Annotated in this window: 17 protein-coding genes, 1 pseudogene and 1 other annotated feature; of the genes and pseudogenes, 12 read left to right on the top strand and 6 right to left on the bottom strand. The window is 62.3% G+C overall.

Annotated features, from left to right (window positions below; translation table 11 throughout):
- Nucleotides 1-303 precede the first annotated feature (303 nt).
- Entirely contained in the window at nt 304-1,353 is a 1,050-nt protein-coding gene (locus AC07UR_RS11540) for an aldo/keto reductase (protein WP_209790837.1), read from the bottom strand.
- Nucleotides 1,354-1,586: 233 nt separating this feature from the next.
- On the opposite strand from AC07UR_RS11540, the gene AC07UR_RS11535 reads away from it, so the two are divergent.
- A complete protein-coding gene (locus tag AC07UR_RS11535) occupies nt 1,587-2,567 on the top strand; it encodes a SphA family protein (protein ID WP_209790838.1) in 981 nt (326 codons plus the stop codon).
- Nucleotides 2,568-2,604: 37 nt separating this feature from the next.
- Here AC07UR_RS11535 and AC07UR_RS11530 read toward each other — a convergent pair whose 3' ends face one another.
- A complete protein-coding gene (locus tag AC07UR_RS11530; protein ID WP_209790839.1) occupies nt 2,605-3,288 on the bottom strand; it encodes a glutathione S-transferase family protein in 684 nt (227 codons plus the stop codon).
- 281 nt (nt 3,289-3,569) lie between these two features.
- Between AC07UR_RS11530 and AC07UR_RS11525 the strand changes: the two genes are divergently transcribed.
- The 3 genes from AC07UR_RS11525 (at nt 3,570) to AC07UR_RS11515 (ending at nt 7,668) form a co-directional block, all read left to right on the top strand.
- Nucleotides 3,570-5,528 (top strand): elongation factor G, encoded by a 1,959-nt coding sequence (locus AC07UR_RS11525; RefSeq protein ID WP_173420431.1) that lies wholly within the window; start codon nt 3,570-3,572, stop codon nt 5,526-5,528.
- A gap of 194 nt (nt 5,529-5,722) precedes the next feature.
- Nucleotides 5,723-7,045: a DUF1214 domain-containing protein gene (locus AC07UR_RS11520; RefSeq protein WP_209790840.1), complete on the top strand. Its 1,323-nt coding sequence runs from the start codon at nt 5,723-5,725 to the stop codon at nt 7,043-7,045.
- A gap of 149 nt (nt 7,046-7,194) precedes the next feature.
- A complete protein-coding gene (locus AC07UR_RS11515; RefSeq protein ID WP_209790841.1) occupies nt 7,195-7,668 on the top strand; it encodes a VOC family protein in 474 nt (157 codons plus the stop codon).
- Nucleotides 7,669-7,760: 92 nt separating this feature from the next.
- Here the strand turns inward: AC07UR_RS11515 and AC07UR_RS11510 are convergent, their stop codons facing one another.
- On the bottom strand, nt 7,761-8,342 hold the full coding sequence (locus tag AC07UR_RS11510) for a cation efflux transmembrane domain-containing protein (protein WP_209790842.1): 582 nt from the start codon (nt 8,340-8,342) through the stop codon (nt 7,761-7,763).
- Between the two features lie 104 nt (nt 8,343-8,446).
- Here AC07UR_RS11510 and AC07UR_RS11505 point away from each other — a divergent pair, with 104 nt between their 5' ends.
- From AC07UR_RS11505 to AC07UR_RS11490, 4 genes are all read left to right on the top strand, one after another.
- A complete protein-coding gene (locus tag AC07UR_RS11505) occupies nt 8,447-9,259 on the top strand; it encodes a sulfite exporter TauE/SafE family protein (protein WP_209790843.1) in 813 nt (270 codons plus the stop codon).
- A 541-nt stretch (nt 9,260-9,800) separates the two neighbouring features.
- A complete protein-coding gene (locus AC07UR_RS11500) occupies nt 9,801-11,453 on the top strand; it encodes an arylsulfatase (protein WP_209790844.1) in 1,653 nt (550 codons plus the stop codon).
- A gap of 591 nt (nt 11,454-12,044) precedes the next feature.
- Complete coding sequence (locus AC07UR_RS11495) at nt 12,045-13,235, top strand: TCR/Tet family MFS transporter (protein ID WP_209790845.1); 1,191 nt, start codon at nt 12,045-12,047, stop codon at nt 13,233-13,235.
- 272 nt (nt 13,236-13,507) lie between these two features.
- A complete protein-coding gene (locus AC07UR_RS11490) occupies nt 13,508-13,846 on the top strand; it encodes a hypothetical protein (RefSeq protein ID WP_173420424.1) in 339 nt (112 codons plus the stop codon).
- A 38-nt stretch (nt 13,847-13,884) separates the two neighbouring features.
- On the opposite strand, the gene AC07UR_RS11485 is transcribed toward AC07UR_RS11490, so the two are convergent.
- Nucleotides 13,885-14,805 carry a LysR substrate-binding domain-containing protein gene (locus AC07UR_RS11485; RefSeq protein ID WP_209790846.1) on the bottom strand — a complete coding sequence of 307 codons (921 nt, stop codon included), beginning with the start codon at nt 14,803-14,805 and terminating at the stop codon, nt 13,885-13,887.
- 247 nt (nt 14,806-15,052) lie between these two features.
- On the opposite strand from AC07UR_RS11485, the gene AC07UR_RS11480 reads away from it, so the two are divergent.
- A complete protein-coding gene (locus AC07UR_RS11480; protein ID WP_234941869.1) occupies nt 15,053-15,847 on the top strand; it encodes a transporter substrate-binding domain-containing protein in 795 nt (264 codons plus the stop codon).
- A gap of 340 nt (nt 15,848-16,187) precedes the next feature.
- Nucleotides 16,188-17,711: a M81 family metallopeptidase gene (locus AC07UR_RS11475; RefSeq protein WP_209790847.1), complete on the top strand. Its 1,524-nt coding sequence runs from the start codon at nt 16,188-16,190 to the stop codon at nt 17,709-17,711.
- Between the two features lie 41 nt (nt 17,712-17,752).
- On the opposite strand, the gene AC07UR_RS11470 is transcribed toward AC07UR_RS11475, so the two are convergent.
- Nucleotides 17,753-19,144: a phenylacetate--CoA ligase family protein gene (locus AC07UR_RS11470; protein ID WP_234941870.1), complete on the bottom strand. Its 1,392-nt coding sequence runs from the start codon at nt 19,142-19,144 to the stop codon at nt 17,753-17,755.
- A gap of 333 nt (nt 19,145-19,477) precedes the next feature.
- Nucleotides 19,478-19,639, bottom strand: a pseudogene (locus tag AC07UR_RS11465) (RNA polymerase sigma factor SigJ); the annotation flags it as partial.
- Between the two features lie 157 nt (nt 19,640-19,796).
- Nucleotides 19,797-19,852 (top strand) — a sequence feature (sul1 is cis-regulatory element that is thought to sense ions involved in sulfur or methionine metabolism; They are found in Alphaproteobacteria).
- Nucleotides 19,853-19,922: 70 nt separating this feature from the next.
- Between AC07UR_RS11465 and AC07UR_RS11460 the strand changes: the two are divergent.
- Complete coding sequence (locus tag AC07UR_RS11460; protein WP_209790848.1) at nt 19,923-21,389, top strand: SulP family inorganic anion transporter; 1,467 nt, start codon at nt 19,923-19,925, stop codon at nt 21,387-21,389.
- A 215-nt stretch (nt 21,390-21,604) separates the two neighbouring features.
- The gene (locus AC07UR_RS11455; RefSeq protein WP_173421042.1) at nt 21,605-21,841 is read left to right on the top strand and encodes a hypothetical protein; all 237 of its coding nucleotides are present in this window, start codon (nt 21,605-21,607) and stop codon (nt 21,839-21,841) included.
- Nucleotides 21,842-22,031 lie beyond the last annotated feature (190 nt).

Below are 22,031 nucleotides of genomic sequence, written 5' to 3'. Positions count from 1 at the left end.
GTTTTTTCGGGTGCGGCGGCACTGGCACCGGTTTAGGAACGCTGGCTGACAATGGGTCAAGCGTGGCCGGATTGCCCATACCTCGGGTTTGCCCCTCACCCTAACCCTCTCCCCGCAGGCGGGGAGAGGGGACGTGAATCGCGGTGGCACCGGCACATCACGTTGGCTGCTGAAACGAAGCCAGCGTCAGAGCATAACCTTGAGTACGGCCGGTTGCCGCGGATTTCCTTCTCCCCGCAAGCGGGGAGAAGGTGGCCGGCAGGCCGGATGAGGGGCTTTTGTCCAGACTGCAACCTGGCATTTTCAAACATGCGGCCCCAGCAGCGACAGATCGGCCTCGCCGAGCCTGTCCTTGGCGCTGCGCAGCTGGTGCCAATAGGGATAGAGCACCGGCGGCAGGCTGACGGCATCGAGCAATTCGCGCTCCTCGTCGGTCAGTTTCAGGCCGGCGGCGGCGAGATTGTCGCGGAACTGTTCCTCCTTGCGCCCGCCGATGATCACCGAGGTCACACCCTTGCGGTCGATCAGCCAGGCAAGCGCAACCTGTGCCGGCGAGACGCCGCGTTCGCCTGCAATTGCCACCAACATGTCGACGATCTTCCACAGCCGCTCCTCGTCGCGGATCGGCGGCTCGTTCCAGCCGGCAAGCTGGCGGGTGCCATCCGGCGTCTGGTTGCGCCGGTGCTTGCCGGAAAGCAGGCCGCCGGCAAGCGGGCTCCAGACGAGCACGCCGAGCCCCTGGTCGATGCTGATCGGCAGCAGCTCGTATTCGGCCTCGCGCGCCTCGAGCGTGTAGTGGATCTGCTGGCTGACGAAGCGATGGCGGCGGTCGAGCGCGCTGATGCCGAGCGCCTTCATGATGTGCCAGCCGGAATAGTTGGAGCAGCCGATATACCGCACCTTGCCGTGATGGACGAGCGTGTCAAGCGCCTCCATCGTTTCTTCGAGCGGCGTCTGGCCATCCCATTCGTGCACCTGGTAGAGATCGATGACGTCGGTTTTCAACCGCCTGAGGCTCGCCTCGCAGGCGGCAATCAGGTGATGGCGCGAGAGCCCGCCATCGTTCGGGCCCGGTCCCATGTTGAAGCGGGCCTTGGTGGCGACAAGCACGCCGTTCTTGCGCTTGCCGCCGAGGATATCGCCGATGATCTCTTCCGAGCCGCCGGTGGAATAGATGTCGGCTGTATCGATCAGGTTGACGCCGGCATCGAGGCACATGTCGACATAGCGGCGGGCTTCGTCGAGACCGACATTGCCGACCTGCGCGAACTTGCCGCCGCCGCCGATCGTCATCGTTCCCATTGTCAGTGTCGAGATCTTCAGGCCGGAGCGGCCGAGCAGCCGGTATTCCATGGTCAGGCTCCTTTGCTGGTCGATGTCGCCAGACGGGGCGAAGCGCCCCTACAGCGAGAGGCGAGGCGTCGGGCGTAAGGTAGCGGCGCCGAGGGCGGCTGCAAGGCCGCGGGCGCGAGTTGCGCGCAGACGGCTTCCCGCGTGACCCAAAAGTGACCTCCCGTTTTCTTAGGGCTGGCTCACACACGGTGAAATGGTATCGTCCCGGCTGAGATTCGAGGGGAATCACTGTCATGAAATACGCCAAAAGCCTAGCTTCCGCGTCGGCTGTTGCCGCTGGCCTGACATTGGCAATCGCGCCGTTTTCGGTGGCCGAGGCCGCCGAAAACGGCGCGGGCTTCTATCTGCTCGGTGCCCGCGGCCCATTGGCCGGCCTGCTTGCGCCGCCCGGAACCTATTTCCAGAACGACACCTACTTCTATGTCGGCGAGCTCAAGGGCAACAAGCAGCTTCCCCTCGGCGGCGAGATCGTCGGCGACGTCAAGGCGAACCTGGTCGGCGTCTTCGGCACCGGCCTCTGGGTCATGCCCGAGGAGGTGCTTGGCGGCAATCTCGGTTTGAGCGCGATCGTGCCCTTCGGTGGGCCCAATGTCGACGCGACGCTTTCAGCCCCGCGTGCCGGCCGCTCGGCCTCGGCCTCCGACTCGGTCTTTACCATCGGCGACCCTGTACTCGGCGCCTCGCTCGGCTGGCATGAGGGCGATTTCCACTGGACGGCGAATGCCAGCCTCAACATTCCGATCGGCGACTACCAGAAGGGCGAGCTTGCCAACATTTCCTTCAACCGCTGGGCAGGCGACCTGACGTTTGCCGGCACGTGGTTCAACCCGGAAACCGGCTTCGATCTTTCGGGTGCCACCGGTATTACCTTCAACGGCGAGAACCCGGCGACGAACTATCGCACGGGCACGGAATTCCACGCGGAATGGGCCGTTACCCAGCATTTCAGCCCGCAGTTTTCCGCCGGTGTCGCCGGCTACTTCTACCAGCAGGTGACGGGCGATAGTGGCTCAGGGGCAAGGCTCGGCGATTTCAAGGGTCGCATCGCCGCCGTCGGCGGTACGCTCGGCTACAATTTCAAGGTGGCCGAAACGCCCGTGTCGCTGACCTTGAAGGTCTTCCAGGAATTCGCAGCCAAGAACCGCCCGGAAGGCACCGCCGGCTTCGTCACCATCGCGTTCCCAATCGGCACGCCGCCGAAGCAGGTCGAGTAGTCTCAGTCCGTATCCTGGAGTTCGCCGGCGGCCGACTTCAGCCGCCGGTGAGAAACCGCGGCGGCATGAGATCCTTGTAGGGAAACATGTGGAAGTAGGGCCGTGCTTCGGCCAGCACGCGGCGCATGGACGGGCGTTCGAGCAGCCGTTCGAAATAGGCCGACAGGTGCGGGTAGCTGTCGGCGAAGGGCTCGACGATACCGCCATAGAAGAGCGCTGGCGCCGCCGCGCAATCGGCAAGGCTGAAGGCGGCGCCGCCGGCGAAGGCGTTGGCGGAGAAATGCCGGTCGGCCATGCCGTAGGCGACACCAAGAGCCGAATGGGCTTCGGCGACGCCGCGATGATCGTTCTCGCCGGGGCCGCGCAGCGTGTCGGTGACGATCTTCTGCATCGGCACGTGGATGTAGAGATCGAAGAAGCGATCCCAGAGCCTCGCCTGCAGCGCCGCGTCGACGTCCCCAGGGATCAGCGGTTGGCTGCCGGGATAGTGGCGATCGAGATACTCGATGATGACAGAGGTTTCGGGGATCGTCGCGTCGCGGGCGCTGTCGCGCAGAACCGGCATCTTGCCGACCGGCCAGAGCTCGGCAAAGCGGGCCGCCTCCTCAGGGTCCAGAAGGTCCACCAGGCGGGCGTCGAAGGGCGTGTCGTTCTCGTAGAGAGCGATCAGCACCTTGTGGCAGAAAGAGGCGAGCGGATGCAGGTAAAGCGTGAGCGACATGCGGACGGCCTCCGATGCTGACGTTTCGGGCGCGCGTAGTGTCCGGCAGCGCCGTGCAACGCGCAGGGGTCTGGTTTCCCGCGTGATGTTATTGCAAAACTGATACTGTTTTGCAATCAGTTTGTGCGGTGACGCCCGTGTGGTCCGCGGTATTGCGCGCTGCTGCGGCCCTGCGTTTTTGCGCAACGCCTTTGAAAGTCAGAAAGCTGCCCTAGAATTAAGAGGAGGCGGGGCGTTGCAACGCACGGCGCTCTCGCGATCTCGATAGGGGAGGATCGCCGATGCGCTGCTTCACGGTAGTTGGACCTTCGCAGACAGGTAAATCCACGCTGGTGGAAAAACTGGCTGCGCTGGGGGAAAGCTCCAGAAAGGTCATGTCACCTTACGGATTGAACGTCACCGAATTCGAGATCGGCAAGGAGGCGTGGTGTGCGCTCGACGCGCCCGGCGCCACCGAAGCGCTCGCCCATGCGCAGCACGCGCTTCTGGCTAGCGACGCCTGCGTGCTCTGCGTCTCGCCGGCGCCGGAGGAGGCGGTGCTGGCGGCACCCTATCTCAAGGTCATCGAGGCATCGGGCACGCCCTGCATCATCTTCGTCAACCGCATGGACGAGCCGCGTGGGCGGCTACGCGACGTCATCGCGGCGTTGCAGGACTATTCCAGCCACATGCTTATCCTGCGCCAGGTGCCGATCCGCGAGGGTGACAGGATCGTCGGCAGCTGCGACCTGATCTCCGAACGCGCCTGGCGCTATCGCGAGGGCCAGACCTCGGCGCTGATCGAGATCCCGGACACGACGCTGGAGCGCGAGAAGGAAGCGCGCGCCGAGCTGCTCGAACACCTCTCCGAGTTCGACGACTGGCTGCTCGAAGAGCTGATCGAGGATCGCGAGCCGGCAAGCGACACCATCTATGCCATCTCTTCGCGGCTGCTCAGGGAAAACCGGATCATTCCTGTCCTTGTCGGGGCTGCTAGCCACAGCAACGGCATCCTGCGGCTGATGAAGGCGCTGAGACATGAGGCGCCGCCGGTCGACATGCTGCGAAAACGGCTGGGCGCAGCAAGCAAGATCCCTGAGACGGGCCTCGCCGCCGTCAGCTTCCACGCCTACCACCGTCAGAATGTCGGCAAGACCGTGCTGGTGCGGGCACTTTCCGGTGGCATCAAGCAGGGGGCGCCGCTCGGCGGTGGCGGTGTCGGCTCGGTGCAGGACCCGGCAACCGGCAAGCCGCTTGCGACAGGGACGCCGGAGCCCGGTACGATCTTTGCCGCCGTCAAATCCGACCATTTGCCGGTGCCGGCCCTTCTGACCGCCACGGCCGCGTACGAAGCCCCGGACTGGACGGTGCCGCCGACGCCGATGCTGGAGCGCATCCTGGTGCCAGACAGCGAGCGCGACGAGACCAAGCTTTCCGGCACGCTGGCCAAGCTTGCCGAGACCGATCGCAGCCTGAAGGTGATGCAGGAGGAGGGTACGGGCGCGCAGCTGATCTGCGTGCAGGGGCCGGTGCACTTGCGCGATCTCTGCAAGACGCTGGCCGATGTCTTCCATGTGGGGGTCACCGACCGGCCGCCGAGCCCGACCTATCGCGAAACGGTGCTGAAACCCTCCGATGTGCATTACCGCCACCGCAAGCAGACGGGGGGCGCCGGGCAGTTTGCCGACGTGAAGCTCAGCGTGCACCCCAACGAGCGCGGCGGCGGCTTCAGCTTCAACGAAACGGTGAAAGGGGGCGCTGTGCCGCGCAACTTCATTCCCGCGATCGAGGCGGGTGCGCGCGAGGCGATGGAGAAGGGGCCGCTCGGCTTCCAGGTGATCGATGTCGGCGTGACGCTGACAGATGGACAACATCACGCCGTCGACAGCTCCGAATTCGCCTTCCGCGCCGCCGCCAAGATGGGGGTGCGCCAGGCATTGTCGCAGGCCTCCGCCGTGCTGATGCAGCCGGTGGTGCGCGTCGAGATCCACATTCCGTCGATCTATTCCGGCAGCCTGGTGCCGATCGTTTCCACCTACAAGGGGCAGGTGCTGGGTTTCGACCGCGACGAAGCCGCCAAAGGCTGGGATGTCTTTCGCGCGCTGGTGCCGGGAGCAGTTCTCGACGAGCTGGCGCGGGCGCTGCGCTCGGCAACGCAAGGGATCGGCTATTTCTCCAAGAGCTTCGACCACTTCGAGGAGCTCTACGGCAAGGAGGCAGACGCGGTGATCCATGCCCATGGCACGGCGCAGGCGGGATGAGCGCAGGCGAAAGGCATTCTCCGGGCGGGGCTGCGAAGCGATCTTCCCCTAACCTTGAGCGGGAAAGGGGTTTGGCCGCGCGTGTGGCAGGGGCGCTGGTGAGCCGAAACCGTTCGGCGGCGATGTAACCGTAACGTACTTTCCCTGGGACACGGCAAAGCGCATCGTCGCTGCGAAAACAGGGAGGAGCGACCATGAACCGATTGCAGTCCACCGTCAGCCTGTTGCTCATGTGCGGCCTCGTGTCGGTCGGCTCTCCGGCGCTGGCTCAGCAGGCGACCGACGAGGAAGTCAGCGAAGCCTACATCTATCTTCTTGGCCGCCTGCTCATCACGCGACAGCAGCAGCTCGACTTCCAGGAGGGCTTCAAGTGGAACGAACTGATCCACCGGAAGCCCGGCGCGGTCGACTGGCCCAATCCCAACCTGGATGTCGCCTATTCCGAGGCCTGGGTCGCGGTGGACGAGAATAGCTGCACCATCGTCACAGTCCCCGAAATCAACGACCGCTATTACACGGTCCAGTTCCTGAACGGCTGGGGCGAGACGCTCGCCAACATCAACGAGCGCCTGTTTCCCGGCAGAGCCTCGGGGGATTTTGCCGTATGCCTTCAGGGCGCGAAGGTCGAATTGCCCGGTAACATGATGCGCATCGATCTGCCGGTGCCGCATGCCCGGGTTCTGGCCCGCGTGGCGCTTGGCAACGATCCGGAGCGGGCCGTGGCGCTGCAGCATGATTTCAAGCTGCGCGCGACCGGCACGCCAAAACTGCCGGAAATCCCGAAGACGCCGATTTTCGATCTCGACAAGCTTCCGGGTGTGGAGGCGTTCGAGGCCGCTGCCGCGGCGCTGGATGGCGAACCGGATTTAAGCGTCGGGCTTGAGAAACGGCAGGCCGATGCGCGCGCGATCGCGTCGGCGATCAAGGACAATGCGCAAGAACGCAGCCGCGTGGACGGCATCATCAAGCAACAGGCCTTCGCGCAGATCGGCAAGGCAGGCCAGACGATCGGCCATGGCGTCATCCGCAACGGATGGGCGCGACCGGGCGTGGTTGGAGAATACGGCCTGGACTACATGGCACGAACGCTGGTCAACAATGGCGGCATCTGGGCGAACATCAAGCCGGAGGTTCTCTACTATCGTGGCGGCAAGGACGAGAGCGGTGGCGACCTGACCGGCGATCACGCCTACAAGATGACCTTCCCGAAGGACGCATTGCCGTCGCGCTTTGCCAAGTATTTCTGGTCGGTCATCGCCGTCGACAATGTCCATTTCCGCGTTCTGCCGAACCCTCTGAACCGCTTCCTGCTCAATGAGCAGACGCATCCGGAGTTTGGTTCGGACGGTTCGCTGACGCTCTATTTCGCAACCGACAAGCCCGCCGACGCGCCGGATGGAAACTGGCTGCCGATCCCCAAGGGGCAAAAATTCCGCCTGACGTTCCGCTTTTATGGCCCGCTCGACGGCGTTGCGAACGGCACGTACTGGCCGCCGGCGCTCGTCAAACTGAACTGAATTCTCGCAAGCGATCAAGGGGCAGGTGTGGCCTGCCGGTTCTGTGCCCGCTTGGCTTTTCCCCAAATGGCTGGCCCGGACTGGAGAATGATGGGCAGCGCCTTATCTCAACCGCCAAGTGGGAAACGAACAGCGAGAGGAAGACAGGCATGGCCAAGAACACGATTTGCGTATGGTACGACAAGGACGCCGAGGAAGCCGCCCGCTTCTACGCCAAGACCTTTCCCGACAGCGCTGTGGGGGCCGTCATTCGCGCGCCTGGTGACTATCCGTCCGGCAAGCAGGGTGACGTCCTGGTCGTCGAGTTCACGGTTGCAGGCGTTGCCTGCATCGGGCTCAACGGCGGCACCGCGTTCACGCATAGCGAGGCGTTCTCCTTCCAGATCGCCACCGACGATCAGGCGGAAACCGACCGCTACTGGAACGCCATTGTCGGCAACGGCGGCAAGGAAAGCGATTGCGGCTGGTGCAAGGACAAGTGGGGCATTTCCTGGCAGATCACGCCGCGGGTGCTGACTGAGGCGCTTGCGGTTGGCGGCGCTGAGGCAAAGCGTGCTTTCGACGCGATGATGACCATGAGGAAGATCGACGTCGCCGCGATCGAGGCGGCAAGGCGCGGCTGAGGCCTCCGGCCGTCGCGCGTGTTCGGCCAAGCCCTGGTGTGAAACGGGGCGGGTGGCGCAAGGCGCGCGGTTGCAACTCCAACCGGTACGAACTACGCCACGGCGTCGTGTTCCTCGCGCGCGGCTTCCCAGACTTCCCGCGCTGCATCCATGTTCATCAGCGCGATCCCCAGCCCCACGATCAGATCCGGCCAGGCCGAATGCCACAGGTAAGCCGTCGCCAGGCCCGCGCCGATGATCGCGATGTTGGCGAAGGCATCGTTGCGGGCAGACAGGAACGCTGCCCGCGTCAAGCTGCCGCTCGTATGACGGTACTGGACGAGAAGGTAGGCGCAGAACAGGTTGACCAGAAGCGCGCCGAAGCCCGTCAGCGACAAGGCAAAGGGTTCGGGCGGGATCGGGTCCATGAACTTCGCCCAGGCCGTCCACAAGAAGGCAAGCGCGGGGACAAGCAGAATGAATGCCATCGCCATGCCGACCCGGGCTCGGCTGCGCACTGTCCAGGCAAGCGCAAAGAAAATCAGGATGTTGACGGACGCATCTTCCAGGAAATCGACGCTGTCGGCGAGGAGAGACACAGAGCCGATCGCAAGCGCTACGAGGAATTCAACCCCGAAATAGGCCAGGTTCAACAGGGCGACGATGAGAACGACGCGGCGCAGCTTGCTATCCACAAAAAGGTTCCTTCGCTGACGAGATAGACAGTCGATACTGTGGCACACCTGTCAGCATCAGTCGGCTATCCGAAGCGTCACATTTGGATATATTCCTATCGCTCATGAAAACCTCTGCCAACACGTCCACCACTCCTGCGCGCAGCGCGCCGGCAGCATTCGGCGGCGGCGCAGTGATCGGCGCACTCGGCGGCCTCATCGGCCTTGGCGGAGCAGAGTTCCGATTGCCGCTGCTCATTGGCCCGTTCAACTTCGCCGCGCTGGAAGCCGTCATCCTCAACAAGGCGATGAGCCTGGTCGTCGTTGCGACAGCCCTGCCGTTCCGGACCGCCACCGTCCCGTTTGGCGCAATTGCGGAAAACTGGTCCATTGTGGTCAATCTGCTCGCTGGCAGCCTGTTGGGCGCATGGTTCGGGGCAGGGTGGGCGACGCGTCTCCGGTCCGAAACCCTCTATCAGGTCATCGCGGCCTTGCTCGTCGTGATCGCGGTCATTCTGGTTGCGGGCCATGATGCGACAGCGGGGCAGCCACTCCTGACTGGATCGGCGCAACTCGTTGCCGGCGTCGTGGCAGGTTTCGTCATCGGCATCGTCGCCTCGCTCTTGGGTGTCGCCGGTGGCGAACTGCTGATACCCACCCTTGTGCTTCTGTTCGGCGCGGACATAAAACTGGCGGGCAGCCTTTCACTGGCCGTGAGCCTGCCGACGATGCTGGTCGGCTTTACCCGATACAGTCGAGACCAAAGCTTCTCCGTTCTGAGACGCAACACGCGCTTCCTCCTCATGATGGCGGCCGGCTCGATCGTCGGCACCTTCATCGGTGGATTGCTTTTAGGTGTCGTACCGAACGGCGTCCTGCTGCCTGCCCTCGCTGTGATTTTGCTGATCTCTGCCGCAAAGGTCTGGCGGCACAGCTGATTGAAGCACTCTCATTTGCATCACAAAATGCAACACTTGGCACCTTCGTTGTCATCCTGGTGCCTGATGCATCAATGTCGGTTTCTTTTGGTCGTCGTTATCGACACGATCTGCGTGCCGTTGGTTTTCGGGTTGTGTTTGGAGCCGACGCCGCCCCGGCGGGCTTGCCGGAACTGAATGAACCATCGTTGATCGCTTCGCGCCAGAGCATAGTAGACAGCAAATGCGACAAGGGTCGCTTTCGACCTTGCGGCTACTGTGTCATCAAGGCATCTTTGGGCACTCAAGGAACTCCATCCTAAGTTGTATTTCTTGGCCGCGTCGCTTTAATCGGGCCCGTTACCTACCGTGACTTGCAATCGGCTCATTTGTGGTAGCATAGTGTTGGATCAGGCGAGCCGACAGGCCTTGCCAGGATCGGCAAGGAACGCGATTTCGCGCGGCTCTCACGACAGAGCAATCCGAAGCCACGGCCTCCCCATTACAATCCCGCCGCACCGCGCGTTGCTCTGTTTTTGCCTGACCAAACGGAGGAATGAGCATGGCAAGCGATGCAACTCCAACGCGAAGAGATATACTGTTAACCGGCGGGTCGCTGCTGGCGATGTCGGCAATTGGCCCCACTGCGAGCGTTACCATGAGCCGCAGCGCGATGGCGCAAACAGCCGGCAAGAAACCAAACATAGTGGTCATCATGGCGGACGATGTCGGCATCTGGAATATCGGTGCCTACAATCGCGGCATGATGGCGGGCCGCACTCCCCATCTCGACAAGCTTGCCGCAGAGGGGATGCTCTTTACGGATTACTACGCCGAGGCGAGTTGCACGGCGGGACGGGCCAATTTCATTACCGGGCAACTTCCGGTTCGAACCGGCATGACCACGGTCGGACAGGCAGGCTCGCCCATCGGTCTGCCTGCTGCTGCGCCCACTATCGCAACGGTGCTGAAGTCGATGGGCTATGCCACAGGACAGTTCGGCAAGAACCATCTCGGCGATCTCAACGAGTTCCTGCCGACCGTTCATGGGTTCGATGAATTCTTCGGCTACCTCTACCACCTGGATGCGATGGAAGACCCTGCGCATCCTGGTTATCCGCAGGAACTGCTGAACGTTGTCGGTCCGCGCAACATGGTCCACTCCTGGGCCACCGAAGTGGACGACCCGACGGAAATGCCGCGATGGGGCAAGATCGGCAAACAGAAGATCGAGGATGCCGGCACGCTCTACCCGAAGCGCATGGAGACGGTCGATGACGAAATTCGGGACCTATCCTTCAAGTTCATCGACAAGGCAAAGGCCGACGGCAAGCCGTTCTTCCTTTGGCTAAACCCGACACGGATGCACATCGTTACGCATCTGTCGGAAAAGTACGAGAAGATGCGCAACTCGGAGAATGGCTGGACCATCCATGAAGCAGGAATGGCCCAGTTGGACGACATTGTCGGCGACACCATGCAAAAGCTCAAGGACATGGGCGACGATGACAACACCATCGTCATATTCACCACCGACAACGGCACGGAAAACTTTACCTGGCCGGATGGCGGACAGACACCGTTCTTCGGCGGAAAAGGCACCACCTACGAAGGCGGCTTCCGCGCCCCGGCAATGATCCGGTGGCCAGGGCATGTTCCTCCGGGTTCGATATGCAACGGGCTGATGTCCGGCCTCGACTGGTTCCCCACACTTGTGGCCGCTGCCGGGAGTACCAACATTGCCGTCGAACTGAGAGCGGGCAAGGAACTCAGTGGCCAGACCTACAAGGTTCACCTTGATGGCTACGATCAGACCAGCCTGCTCGCTGGAACTGGCCCGTCGAACCGCCACGAGATCTGGTATTTCGCCGAAAGCGTGCTCGGCGCGGCCCGTATCGATGACTACAAATACACCTTCATGGAACAGCCTGATGGTTGGATCGGCAACACCATCAAGCTGGATGTGCCGACCGTTGTGAACCTGCGCCTTGATCCGTTCGAGCGGACGGCCTTCTTCAAGGGCAACGTCGGTTCGCAAGAGTATTTTGAATGGTACAAGTTCGAGTTCTGGCGCTTTGTCCTCGTCCAGCAAAGAGTTGAGGAACTGGCAAAGTCGGCGATCGAATTTCCGCCGATGCAGAAGGGTGCAAGTTTCGGAATAGACGGCGTCAAAGCACAGATCGCCGAGGCGATGCGCAAGCAGCATGGGCAGTAAGCCCGCATCGACATCCGCAGTCGGAAGCAGCGGATACGGCGCGGCGCGGTTGGAGCGTCTATGTTCTTCAGCCGCGTCGCATCGTGGCGAACGGCGTCCTGCTGCGGGCTCTCGCTGTGATTTTGCTGATCTCTGCCGTCAAGGTCTGGCGGCTCAGCTGATTGCGGCACGTGCATTTCCGATGCGTCACAGCTTGCTGAATGCAGCCGGGCAATCGTGATCGATCCCTCGAAAAAAGAGACTTGTCGCGCGTGGCCGATCGGCGTAATTGTCGGTCGTCGCGAAAAGCGACCGCTTCCCTTGATCCGCTCAGTGGCGGAGTAAACAGGTGGACGAATTGGCGTCCAAGGCGGTCAAGCACATGTCATCCCTGCGCTCTTGGGCAGGGATCGGCCAGCGGCTCCCAAAATCAATAACTGACACACCTTGTAGCGTCGCGCTTCACCTATGGCGCACTATTCGCTGCAAGCCTTTAAACTCGCTGCGTAATTCCCGCCGGAATCGATCCGAAGCGGGGAATTGTGCATAGCCCTGATCGCGAGCTATCGGCGCTTGAAGGCGTTCGCATGCTTGCGTCTGCCGGAGCGTGCCATGACCAGGCCCCTTATCGTCATTTTCATTGCCATCGTGCTCGATGCCGTCGGCATCGGCCTCATCTTCCCGATCCTGCCTTCGCTCTTGAAGGAGGTGACCCACACCGACAACGTCGCGCCCTTTATCGGAATAATGACCGCGCTCTACGCGGCCATGCAGTTCGTCTTTGCGCCGGTGCTCGGTGCGCTCAGCGATCGCCTCGGCCGCCGGCCGGTGCTTCTGATTTCGCTTGGCGGCGCTGCCATCAACTACCTGTTGCTGGCCTTTGCGCCCAATCTCCTCGTGCTGTTCATCGGCCGCGCCATTGCCGGACTGACGAGCGCCAACATCTCCGTGGCGATGGCCTACATCACCGACATTTCGCCTGAGGAGAAGCGTGCCCGCCGCTTCGGGCTGTTCAACGCCATGTTCGGCATTGGCTTCATCATCGGCCCCGTTCTTGGCGGCGCTCTTGGTGACCATTGGCTGCGGCTGCCCTTCATCGCGGCGGCGGTCCTCAACGGCTGCAACCTGCTGCTGGCATTGTTCATCCTGCCGGAATCGCGCACGCCCAGCCGGGAGAAACTCGATCTTTCGGCGCTGAACCCGCTTGCGCCGCTGCGCTGGGTTTTCTCGGTGAAGAGCCTGCTGCCAATCATTGTCATCTTCTTCATCTTCAGCGCCACCGGCGAGGCCTACGGCACCTGCTGGGCGCTCTGGGGCGGCGATACCTTCCAGTGGAACGGGCTTTGGGTCGGGCTGTCGCTCGGCACCTTCGGCGTCTGCCAGACCCTTGCCCAGGCCTTTCTACCCGGCCCGGCGGTAAAACTGCTCGGCGAGCGCGGGGCCATTTTGACCGGTGTCGCCAGCGTCGGCGCAGCACTTATCGTCATGGCGCTTGCGACGGAGAGCTGGATGATCTTCGCGATCATGCCGGTCTTCGCGCTCGGCGGCATCGGCGTGCCGGCGCTGCAGGCGCTGGCGACCGGAGAGGTCGATGACAGCCAACAAGGCCAGTTCCAGGGCGTGCTGGTGTCGGTGGTGAGCCTTGCCTCGATCGTCAGCCCGCTGGCGTTCTCGAGCTTCTACTTCGCCGTCAGGGAGCAATGGCCGGGTGCGATCTGGCTGTCGGTCGTCGTCGTCTATGCGATCGCCGTGCCGTTGATTTTCGGCTTGCGGTTGGGGCGCAAGCCTGCGGCGGTGGGCTAGCGGGGGCTCTCCTGATCGCGGACCGTTATCGTTACAATTAACAGTTACGTACTTCCCGATCGTCACATGAGTGCTAGGTAATTTACCTCGGCGGCTTCGACGTCTGGTTCAACCGCGTCACGCCGCAACGGCCAAACGGCTTGCCGCCGTCGCATGGGCGGCGGATAGCCATCGCCCGTTCCGGCTTTTGTCGGACGATTGCTTCAAGCTGGTTTGAGCGCTGCAGGCGCAAGTTCAAGAGCCCGTAGGCGCCACTGTGGAGGACAGATCGCATGTCTAGCAAAACCCTGATTTTCGCGGCGATATCGCTGACATTCGCAACAGGCGCTTTCGCCAAATCCCCGTCCGACGTTGCTGATCTCGTGGGCGCGCGCGCACCGGGAGCTGAAAGCGAAATGCAGGCGCGCGGCTATGAGGACGTCGGCGGCAACAATACGTGGTGGAACGCCGGCACCAAGGTTTGCGTGCGGGTGCATGTTTCCCAGGGCAAATACTCCGCGATTTCCCAGATCAAGGCTGCGGCGTGCGGCCAGAGCGGCGGCACCAAGACGCAATGCCCACCCGATCTCTCCCAGGCGGACCTCTACAAGCATCCGGGTTGCAGCCTCTGAAGGCATGGGATTGTGCCGTTCTCGGGCACGTGAGCGGCTTAACGGGAAGAGCCGGCGGCCGCGGCAATCTCGGCATAGCGCCGCTGGCGGTCGTCGATTTCCTGCAGGAGCCAGCCGAGAAAGCTCTTCGTCACCGGCTTGGTGCGGAACAGCTCTTCCTGGCAGACGAACTGGTAGGTCTCGTTGGGTTCGTAAAAGTGGTCGTGCACCAGGCGGACCTGACCGGATCTGAGTTCGTATTCCACCATGGTGCGGTCGATCAGCGCGACGCCCTGTCCTTCCTTCACCGCTTCCAGAATGATGTGCTGGTCGTCGAAGATCAGGTCCTGGCGGCTGGGCGGGAGCCTCAGGCCGGAGGAGGCGATCCAGCTCTGCCATTCCTGCAGGCCGCGATAGTGCAGGCGGTTGCCGGAAAGAAGGTCGTGCTTGTCGGCCTGTGCCTGCCAAATGGCGCTGCCGCAGACCGGCACCAGGCGCTCGCGCAGGAGCCGCTGCGAAAACCGGGCGGGCGGGGGGTGCAGGCAATAGTCGATGATCACGTCGGCGGTGCCGGTCGCCGGCGTGTTGGTTTCGAGATGGGAGAGGTGGATTTGCAGGCCCGGATTTTCGCTGAGGAACGCGGAAATGCGCGGCGCGATCAGCTTCATCGAGAAGAACGGGCCGACCTTGACGCGCAGGATCTTCTGGGTGTTGCGCGGGCGGATATGCTGGACGACGCCTTCGAGATCGTCGAAGGCGCGGTTGCAGGATGCAAAGAGCAGGGCGCCTTCGGGCGTCAGCTCGACGCCGTGCTGCTTGCGGATGAAGACGCTGAGGCCAAGATTGTCTTCGAGGATGCGGATCTGGTGGCTGATGGCGCCCTGGCCGATGCAGAGCTCGTTTGCCGCCGCCGTCAGGCTGCCATTGCGGGCTGCCGCCTCGAAGGCGCGCAGGGATTTGAGGCTTGGCAGATCGCGCATGGGGTTCTCCGGAAGGCAGTCGATCCGCGCCACCATATATGAATTTTTTAGATGTCTGGGATTATTTCTTTGGCATTGCGAAGCGCGGGAACGTCGCCCATTGTCGACGAATAATAAAGCGAAAACGCAACAACGATCGGCAGTAAATTCAGGGATTGGCAGGCGAAATCGACATTGGGTCCGGCCCGATGCGCGGCTTTGCGGGCGATAACCCGAAGGCGCCGAGACTGATGACAAAGGGAACGACATGCAAAAGAAGTTCATGCGTGCGACAGCACTTTTCTTCGCCTGCGCCATGGCCGGCACGAGCCTTGCGGCGGACAAGCTTTCGATCGGCACGGAAGGCGATTATGCGCCATTCAATTATGTGACGGCTGGTGGCGAGATCAAAGGTTTCGACTATGACATCGGCCAGGCGGTCTGCGCCGAGATCAAGGTTGAATGCGTGTGGAGCACCAACGAGTGGTCCGGCATCATTCCCGCACTTCAAGCCAAGAAATTCGACGTGATGATCGCCTCGATGGCGATCAACGAGGACCGCAAGAAGGAAGTGGACTTCACCAAGCCCTATTACTTCAACGCCATGCGCTTCATTGCTCGCAAGGACCTGGGGCTAACAGACGTTTCGCCGGAAGCGCTGAAGGGCAAGGTGATCGGCACGCAGTCCGGTTCGGTGGCCGTCGAGGCGCTGCAGGAGTTCTTCCCCGACAGCGAGGTCAAGCTCTACCCGACACTCAGCGAAGTGTTCCTCGATATGGCCAATGGCCGGCTCGACCTGATCCTCGAGGGTCAGATGGCGCTGACGGACTGGCTGGCCAAGGACGACAGCGGCTGCTGCGATTTCGTCGGCGACAGCTTCATCCTCGATACGGCGCAGGGCAACGCCATGGCGGTGCGCAAGGGCAACGAAGAGCTGCTCGGCAAGCTCAACGGCGGGCTCGAGGCGATCATGGTCAACGGCACCTACGACAAGATCCGCAAGCAATATTTCGACTTCGACATCATGGCCCGGCCGAAGAGCACGAGCGAATATTTCCGATAGATAGCGAGGGGCGGGCAGGCGAGCTTCGTGGCCTGGTTTACTAAAGCCCCTCATCCGGCCTGCCGGCCACCTTCTCCCCGCGTGCGGGGAGAAGGGACATCGCGGCAACCGCTCGCAACTATAGCCGCTGTCGGCACTTCAATGGTCTCTCCTGGGTGATGGATGAGCTGCAGCCTCACAAGGAAACTGTGAGCGGCAAGCCTCTCCCAAGGAATTCGCATGTCGCGTGCTGCGTTTCACGCAGGGCGCAACATGCGACGGGCGCGGCGCCGGGGTGTTCGCGCTTCCCCGGCGCCCGTCTCTTCGATCTTCTCCCATTCCCCGAATGAAAGTGCATGCCATGAGCTTCAAGGTCGCCGTTCTCGAGTTCAACCAGGAAACCAACACGTTCTCGAAGCTGAAGACCGGCTTCAAGGATTTCGAGATGTGCCACTATTTCAAAGGGGCGGCGATCGAGGACAATTGCCGCGGCACCAATTCGGAAATCGGCGGCTTCATCGACTGTTGCGACCGTTTTGGCTGGGAGCCGGTCTATACGGTGGCGGCCCGGGCCGAGCCCGGTGGCCGGATCGATGAGGCGACGCGCCTGCGCTTCGTCGCAGACGTGACGGCAGCGCTTGAGGGCGAAAAGCTCGACGGCGTTTTCATCGTCTTTCACGGCGCCATGTGCACGGAGACATCAGACGACGCGCAGATCCAGCTGCTTCAGGTGGTGAGGGGAATTGTCGGGTCCGACCTGCCAATCGCCGCCACCTTCGACCTGCACGCCAATTCGGCGCCTGAGATGGCTGACCTTCTCGACATTGCCGTCTCGTTCCGCACCTATCCGCATGTGGACATGGCGGAATGCGCGACGAAAGCCGGGGCCCTGCTGGAAGCGGCGATGCGCCGCGAGATCGCGCCCGCCATTGCCATTCGCCAGCCGCCGATGATCAACGGCTGCAACGACGGCCGCACCACCCATGCCTGCGCCATGACCGAGCTGCTTGATATCGCCGATGCGATCGCGCGCGAGGACGGTATTCTCGCGACCTCCATCAATGCCGGCTTCTACGACGCCGACATCCACAACACCGGCCCTTCGGCCGTCATCTGCTACGACAAGGCGAAGGTGGCTGACGCCGATGCGATCGCGCATGCAGAGCGGCTCTGCGACGAGATCTGGCAGCGGCGCGAACACCAGGATGAACAATTGCCGCTGACGGCACTGCCGGGCGCCATCGCGAAACATTTGGCAGTCAAGCGCAAGCCCGGGCCGCTGGTGATCGCCGATTTCTCCGACAATCCCGGCTGCGGCGCCTATAGCGATTCCACCTGCCTGCTCTCGGGCCTCTTGCAGGCGGGTGTCACCAAGGCCGCCTTCGGGGCGATGTGCGACCCGGCGGTCGTTGCCGAGCTGATCGAAGCCGGGCTCGGGGCCGAGCGCGAGGTGACGCTCGGCTGCAAGATCGACCCTTCCGTCGGCGGCGGGCCGATCCGGGTCAAGGGCACGGTGCAGGCGATCTCCGACGGGCGGATCATCTTCGAAGGGCCGATGTTTAAGGGCCTGCCGGCGTCTCTCGGCCCAAGCGTGCGCTTCCATGTCTCCGGCATTGACATCCTGATTTCGAGCGAGCGCCAGCAGTTGCTCGACCAGAACCTCTTTCGCGCCGTCGGCATCGAGCCCGCGACCTACGACGTCGTCGTCGTCAAGTCGCAGCAGCATTTCCGCGCCGCCTTCGGCCCGATCGCATCAGAGATCATCGAAGTCGACGCCGATGGCTTGAGCACCGCCAATATAGGCGCACGCACGTACCGACGCGTCCGCCGGCCGGTCTATCCGCTGGACAACGACGTGGCGGTCGCCGCCAGTGCGATTGCGTGACGCAACGGTGGCCGGGGCTGCAGACGACGCAGCCCCGGGTGTTATCTCTTATCCGGGGAGCGCGCGGCCGCTGTTGCCACCAGCCTTACCTTTGCCCCGGCGCCCGAGCGATCGATGGCGTCGACCACCTTGACGGCAAGGATTGAAGGTTGGGCGTCGACCGCGTCGAGCGTCGCGCGGATCGCGTCCTCGATCTTCCTGCTCACGGCATCGGCGACGATCCCTGGAAACACCGAGATCCTGATTTCCAGCCCGTCGGGCAGCGGCACGAACTGGAATTGCCGCACGCCGGCCGTGCCCGTCAGCGGCGAGCGCAGGCGGTGCGCGTGGACATCGATCGTGCCGCCGCCGCGTTTGGCGAAACGAAGCATTTCCTCCCGGCGTCCGGCGATCGAGGCGATGCGCCAGAAGGGCAGGCCGCATGGACAGGGTTCGCTTGCCATGGTGACCATGTCGGAGATCTCGTAGCGCACCAATGGCAGCGTGCGGTTGGTCAGCGTCGTCACAAGCAGTTTTGCGCCCTGGGTGCCGTTAGCGACGGGGCGATTGTCGGTATCGACCACTTCGAAGACGAAGGCATCTTCGGCGAGATGCAGGCCATCGGCGCGCAGGCATTCGTGACCCATCGGCCCGGCCTCGGTGCAGACATAGCTGTTGGCGACGGTCGCCTGCCAGGTCTCGGCTGCGATAGCGCGCACATCCTGCGTCAGCGTTTCGGCGCTGGTGCGAAATAGCCTTGGCCTGATCCGCAACCGTCCGGCCTCCTGCTCAGCGGCCAGCACGCGTACGAATGAGGGATAGGTCGAAATGACTTCGGGCTGATAGGCATTGAGCGTTTCGACGATCGTCTCGGTCGGCATCAGCACGTTCAGCCCGGGTGCCTTGGGCCGGATCGCCCGCAACTCGGCGCCGATCCTATGGGAGATGTGGACAGGGGACGACGCAAAGACCGCCATGCTCCGCGTGGTTTCCTCGATGCCGATAATTCTCTGAAAGCGCACCATGGTGGCGATCGCAGCCAGCCAGGCAGCGCCGTCGAACGCGGTGATCCCGCGCTCGCCCGTCGTTCCGCCGGTGGCGGCCACGCTGAACTCACCAAGCAGCAGGCTTCCCGGATCGTCGCCGTCGAGGTGCCGCTCGACCTGATGTCGGTCGAGCCTCGTGTCGGTGACGATCCGGTCGAAGTTTTCCATGAGCGCGTGCTTGTTCAATACCGGAAAGGCGGCGAGCGCCGCCTCCCGCGCCACGAGGGCACCGATGGTGTCGCGATAATAGGGCGAGGAATGGATGGCGTGCTGCAACATGGATTGCAGTTGCGTCGCCTGGAAGGACAGCAATTGCTCCCGTGACCATTGGCAGCGGCTGAAAAGCGCTTCGGAATGCTGCCTGAGCGCTCTGGTGTCGAGCGTTGCGATGGATGGCGATGGCGACATTGAAGTGGCCCCGAAAGTGCCCTCGTGCCTGCTGTTACCCTGGCCCGTCGTCACCCATCTCGTCGTTTCGATGGCGAATGGCCTACGCTCAAGCTCATGGCACGCAACCATACCAGATTGCCAAAAAGTCGGGAACAGGCGGGTCGATGGTTGCTCCGCCATCGCCGATTTCACCAATGTCGAGCCGCCACATCGGCCCAGCGCCATACGCCACAGCACTGGCAACGACGTGCGTTCCATGCGGTGACGCTGACCCGGCTCTCGCTCATCGTAAAACGGGTCGCCGCCGGCACCGGCCGCAGTCCGCTGAGCCGCACTTGGGCGCAATCGGCGTCAGTGCAGATGCACCAGCTTGTCCGGGTTGCGCACGATATAGATCGCCACCACCTTGCCGTCCTCGATCTCGAGTGTGGTCGATTGCAGCTCGCCGTCGGCCTCGCGGGTGACGAAACCGGGCAGGCCGTTGATGAAGCCGGCGCGCACCAGGTCCTCGCCTGATCGCCGATTGGCGGTAGCCGGACAGTTCCTGCCTCGACCCATACGCAATGGAGAAGCCGCCGTTCATCGTGTGAACGGCCGTTTCGCGCCGATCGCCGCCATTGCAATTTCATATTGCAATGCAGAAAGTTTGCGATATTACGAATTTACTCACCACGGACCCGGTGAAATTCCGGGTGGCTCTTCTGGCCGCCGATCCGCCAGACCACGCAAAACCTGCATGCCATTCAAACGACCGCTCAGCAGAGCGCGTTCGCCATGCTTTGCGAGAACTCTTCAGATGCAATTTTCTTCGATCCGCCGGGATTGGTCCGCCAATCCCATGCGCGAAATGCTCGCTGGGGCCGTCGCGACGTTCGCGCTGATTCCAGAGGTTATCGCGTTTTCCTTCGTTGCAGGCGTCGATCCGCAGGTCGGCCTGTTTGCTTCTTTCATAATCGGCATCGTCATCGCCTTCACAGGTGGCCGTCCGGCAATGATATCTGCCGCTGCGGGCTCGGTCGCCCTTGTCGCGGCACCCCTGGTTCATGCTCACGGACTTGCTTATCTCTTCGCCGCCGGACTGCTTGCCGGGGTGATCCAGATCGTTTTCGGGCTTCTCCGTCTCGGGGTCCTGATGCGCTTCGTTTCGAGATCCGTGCGGACGGGCTTCGTCAATGCATTGGCAATCCTCATCTTCGCAGCCCAACTGCCGCACATTGTCGGGGGAGACTGGCTTGCCTACGGCATGCTGGCGGCGGGCCTCGCAGTCATCTACCTCGTACCGAGGATCACGACGGCCATCCCATCCCCGTTGATTTGCATTGTTGTCCTGACAGTCGCATCGATCGCCTGGCAGCTGCCGGTCATGACAATTGCGGATCTCGGAAAATTGCCTGATTCCCTGCCGGTCTTTGGCTGGCCCGCCGTGCCGATGACGCTGGAGACGCTGACGATCATCGCCGGGCCGGCACTTGCCATAGCCATGGTCGGTCTCTTGGAATCGATGATGACGGCGCGTGTTGTTGACGATCTCACGGGCACGCCAAGTTCGAAGAACAGGGAATGTGCGGGCCTTGGCATCGCCAACACGGCCGCGAGCCTGTTCGGCGGGATCGCTGGCTGCGGCATGATCGGCCAGACTGTCAGCAACGTGAAATATGGCGGACGGGGAAGACTTTCCACGCTATTCGCCGGCGCATTCCTGCTCGTCCTTATGGTTCTGTTGAAGCCATGGGTCTCCCAGGTTCCTGTCGCTGCCCTCGTTGCAATCATGGTAATGGTGTCTATCGATACGTTCGATTGGTCGTCGTTGAAGACGCTGGTCGTTCACCCGAAGATGTCCAGCGCCGTCATGGTGGTGACCGTTGTTGTCACGGTGTTCAGCGCCAACCTTGCTCTCGGCGTCACCATCGGCGTTCTCTTGAGCGGCGTGTTCTTCACCTTCAAGGTTGCCCGCCTGATGAAGGTGGAAACAGAGACCGATGCCAGTCGCGGGCAGGTGAAGTATCGCGTATCAGGGCAAGTGTTCTTCGCCTCGGCCGATGTCTTCATCGACGCATTCGATATCGAGGAAGCCAAGGGCACGAGCGTGGTTATCGATGTTTCGCAGGCCCATTTCTGGGATATCACGGCAGTGGCGGCGCTCGACAAGGTCGTAGATCGTTTTCGAGCCCACGATATCGCAACCACTGTCTTGGGGTTGAATGATGCAAGCGCAACTTTGATCGGAAGCCTCGACAGCCCAGCGAAACTCAAGGAAATCTGATTTCAGCCCCGAACAAAAGACCCTTCCGGTGCGAAGCTGCAATGCGTTTCGACCGCAAGGGGCCGGTTCCCGCTGGTATGCTTCCGGTGCTTGCCTTTTCGAAGGCGGGCGCAATCCTCCAATTTGCCGCCACCCATTGACGTGGGCGTTTTTCAGCACAATAGGGTCAAGCCGAAAAATGTGGTAAGCGCCAGCCAGGCAATGACAGGAGTGTAATCGTGAGCGAACCGACCGTAGCAGATGCAACAAACCGGATTTATGAATCGCTCCAGGCGGACAATGCCGATATCGACGTGCATATCGCGACGCTCAAGGCCGCGTTGACGCGGGCGGGTTTGAAAGAGGCCGTATTCGACCCGGCCAGGCTCGTGCAGAACAACCGTTCCGGCCGGAAGCTCATGCAGGCGTATTTTCGGCAGCGCGGCGTAACGGTCAAATTCTCGGCTTCCTGAAGCCTTCCTGTGACGCCGAACAGGCCGCAGTCTGACGGCCGGCCTGATCACCCTCAATGAGGGGTGACACCAGGCTTGGGCCTTCGGACGCGAGCTGAGGTGCGCGGTCCGTTCCGCCGTGGTCGACGTATTTCTCACCGTCGTGAAGCTCCATGTGGTTTACGCCTTCGACGATATGGAGCGCGCGCCG

The sequence above is a fragment of the Ensifer sp. GW821-FHT05G01 genome, assembly GCF_059419585.1.
The sequence above is the reverse complement of the archived record's forward strand: the minus strand, read 5'-3'. Positions and strand labels throughout refer to the sequence as shown.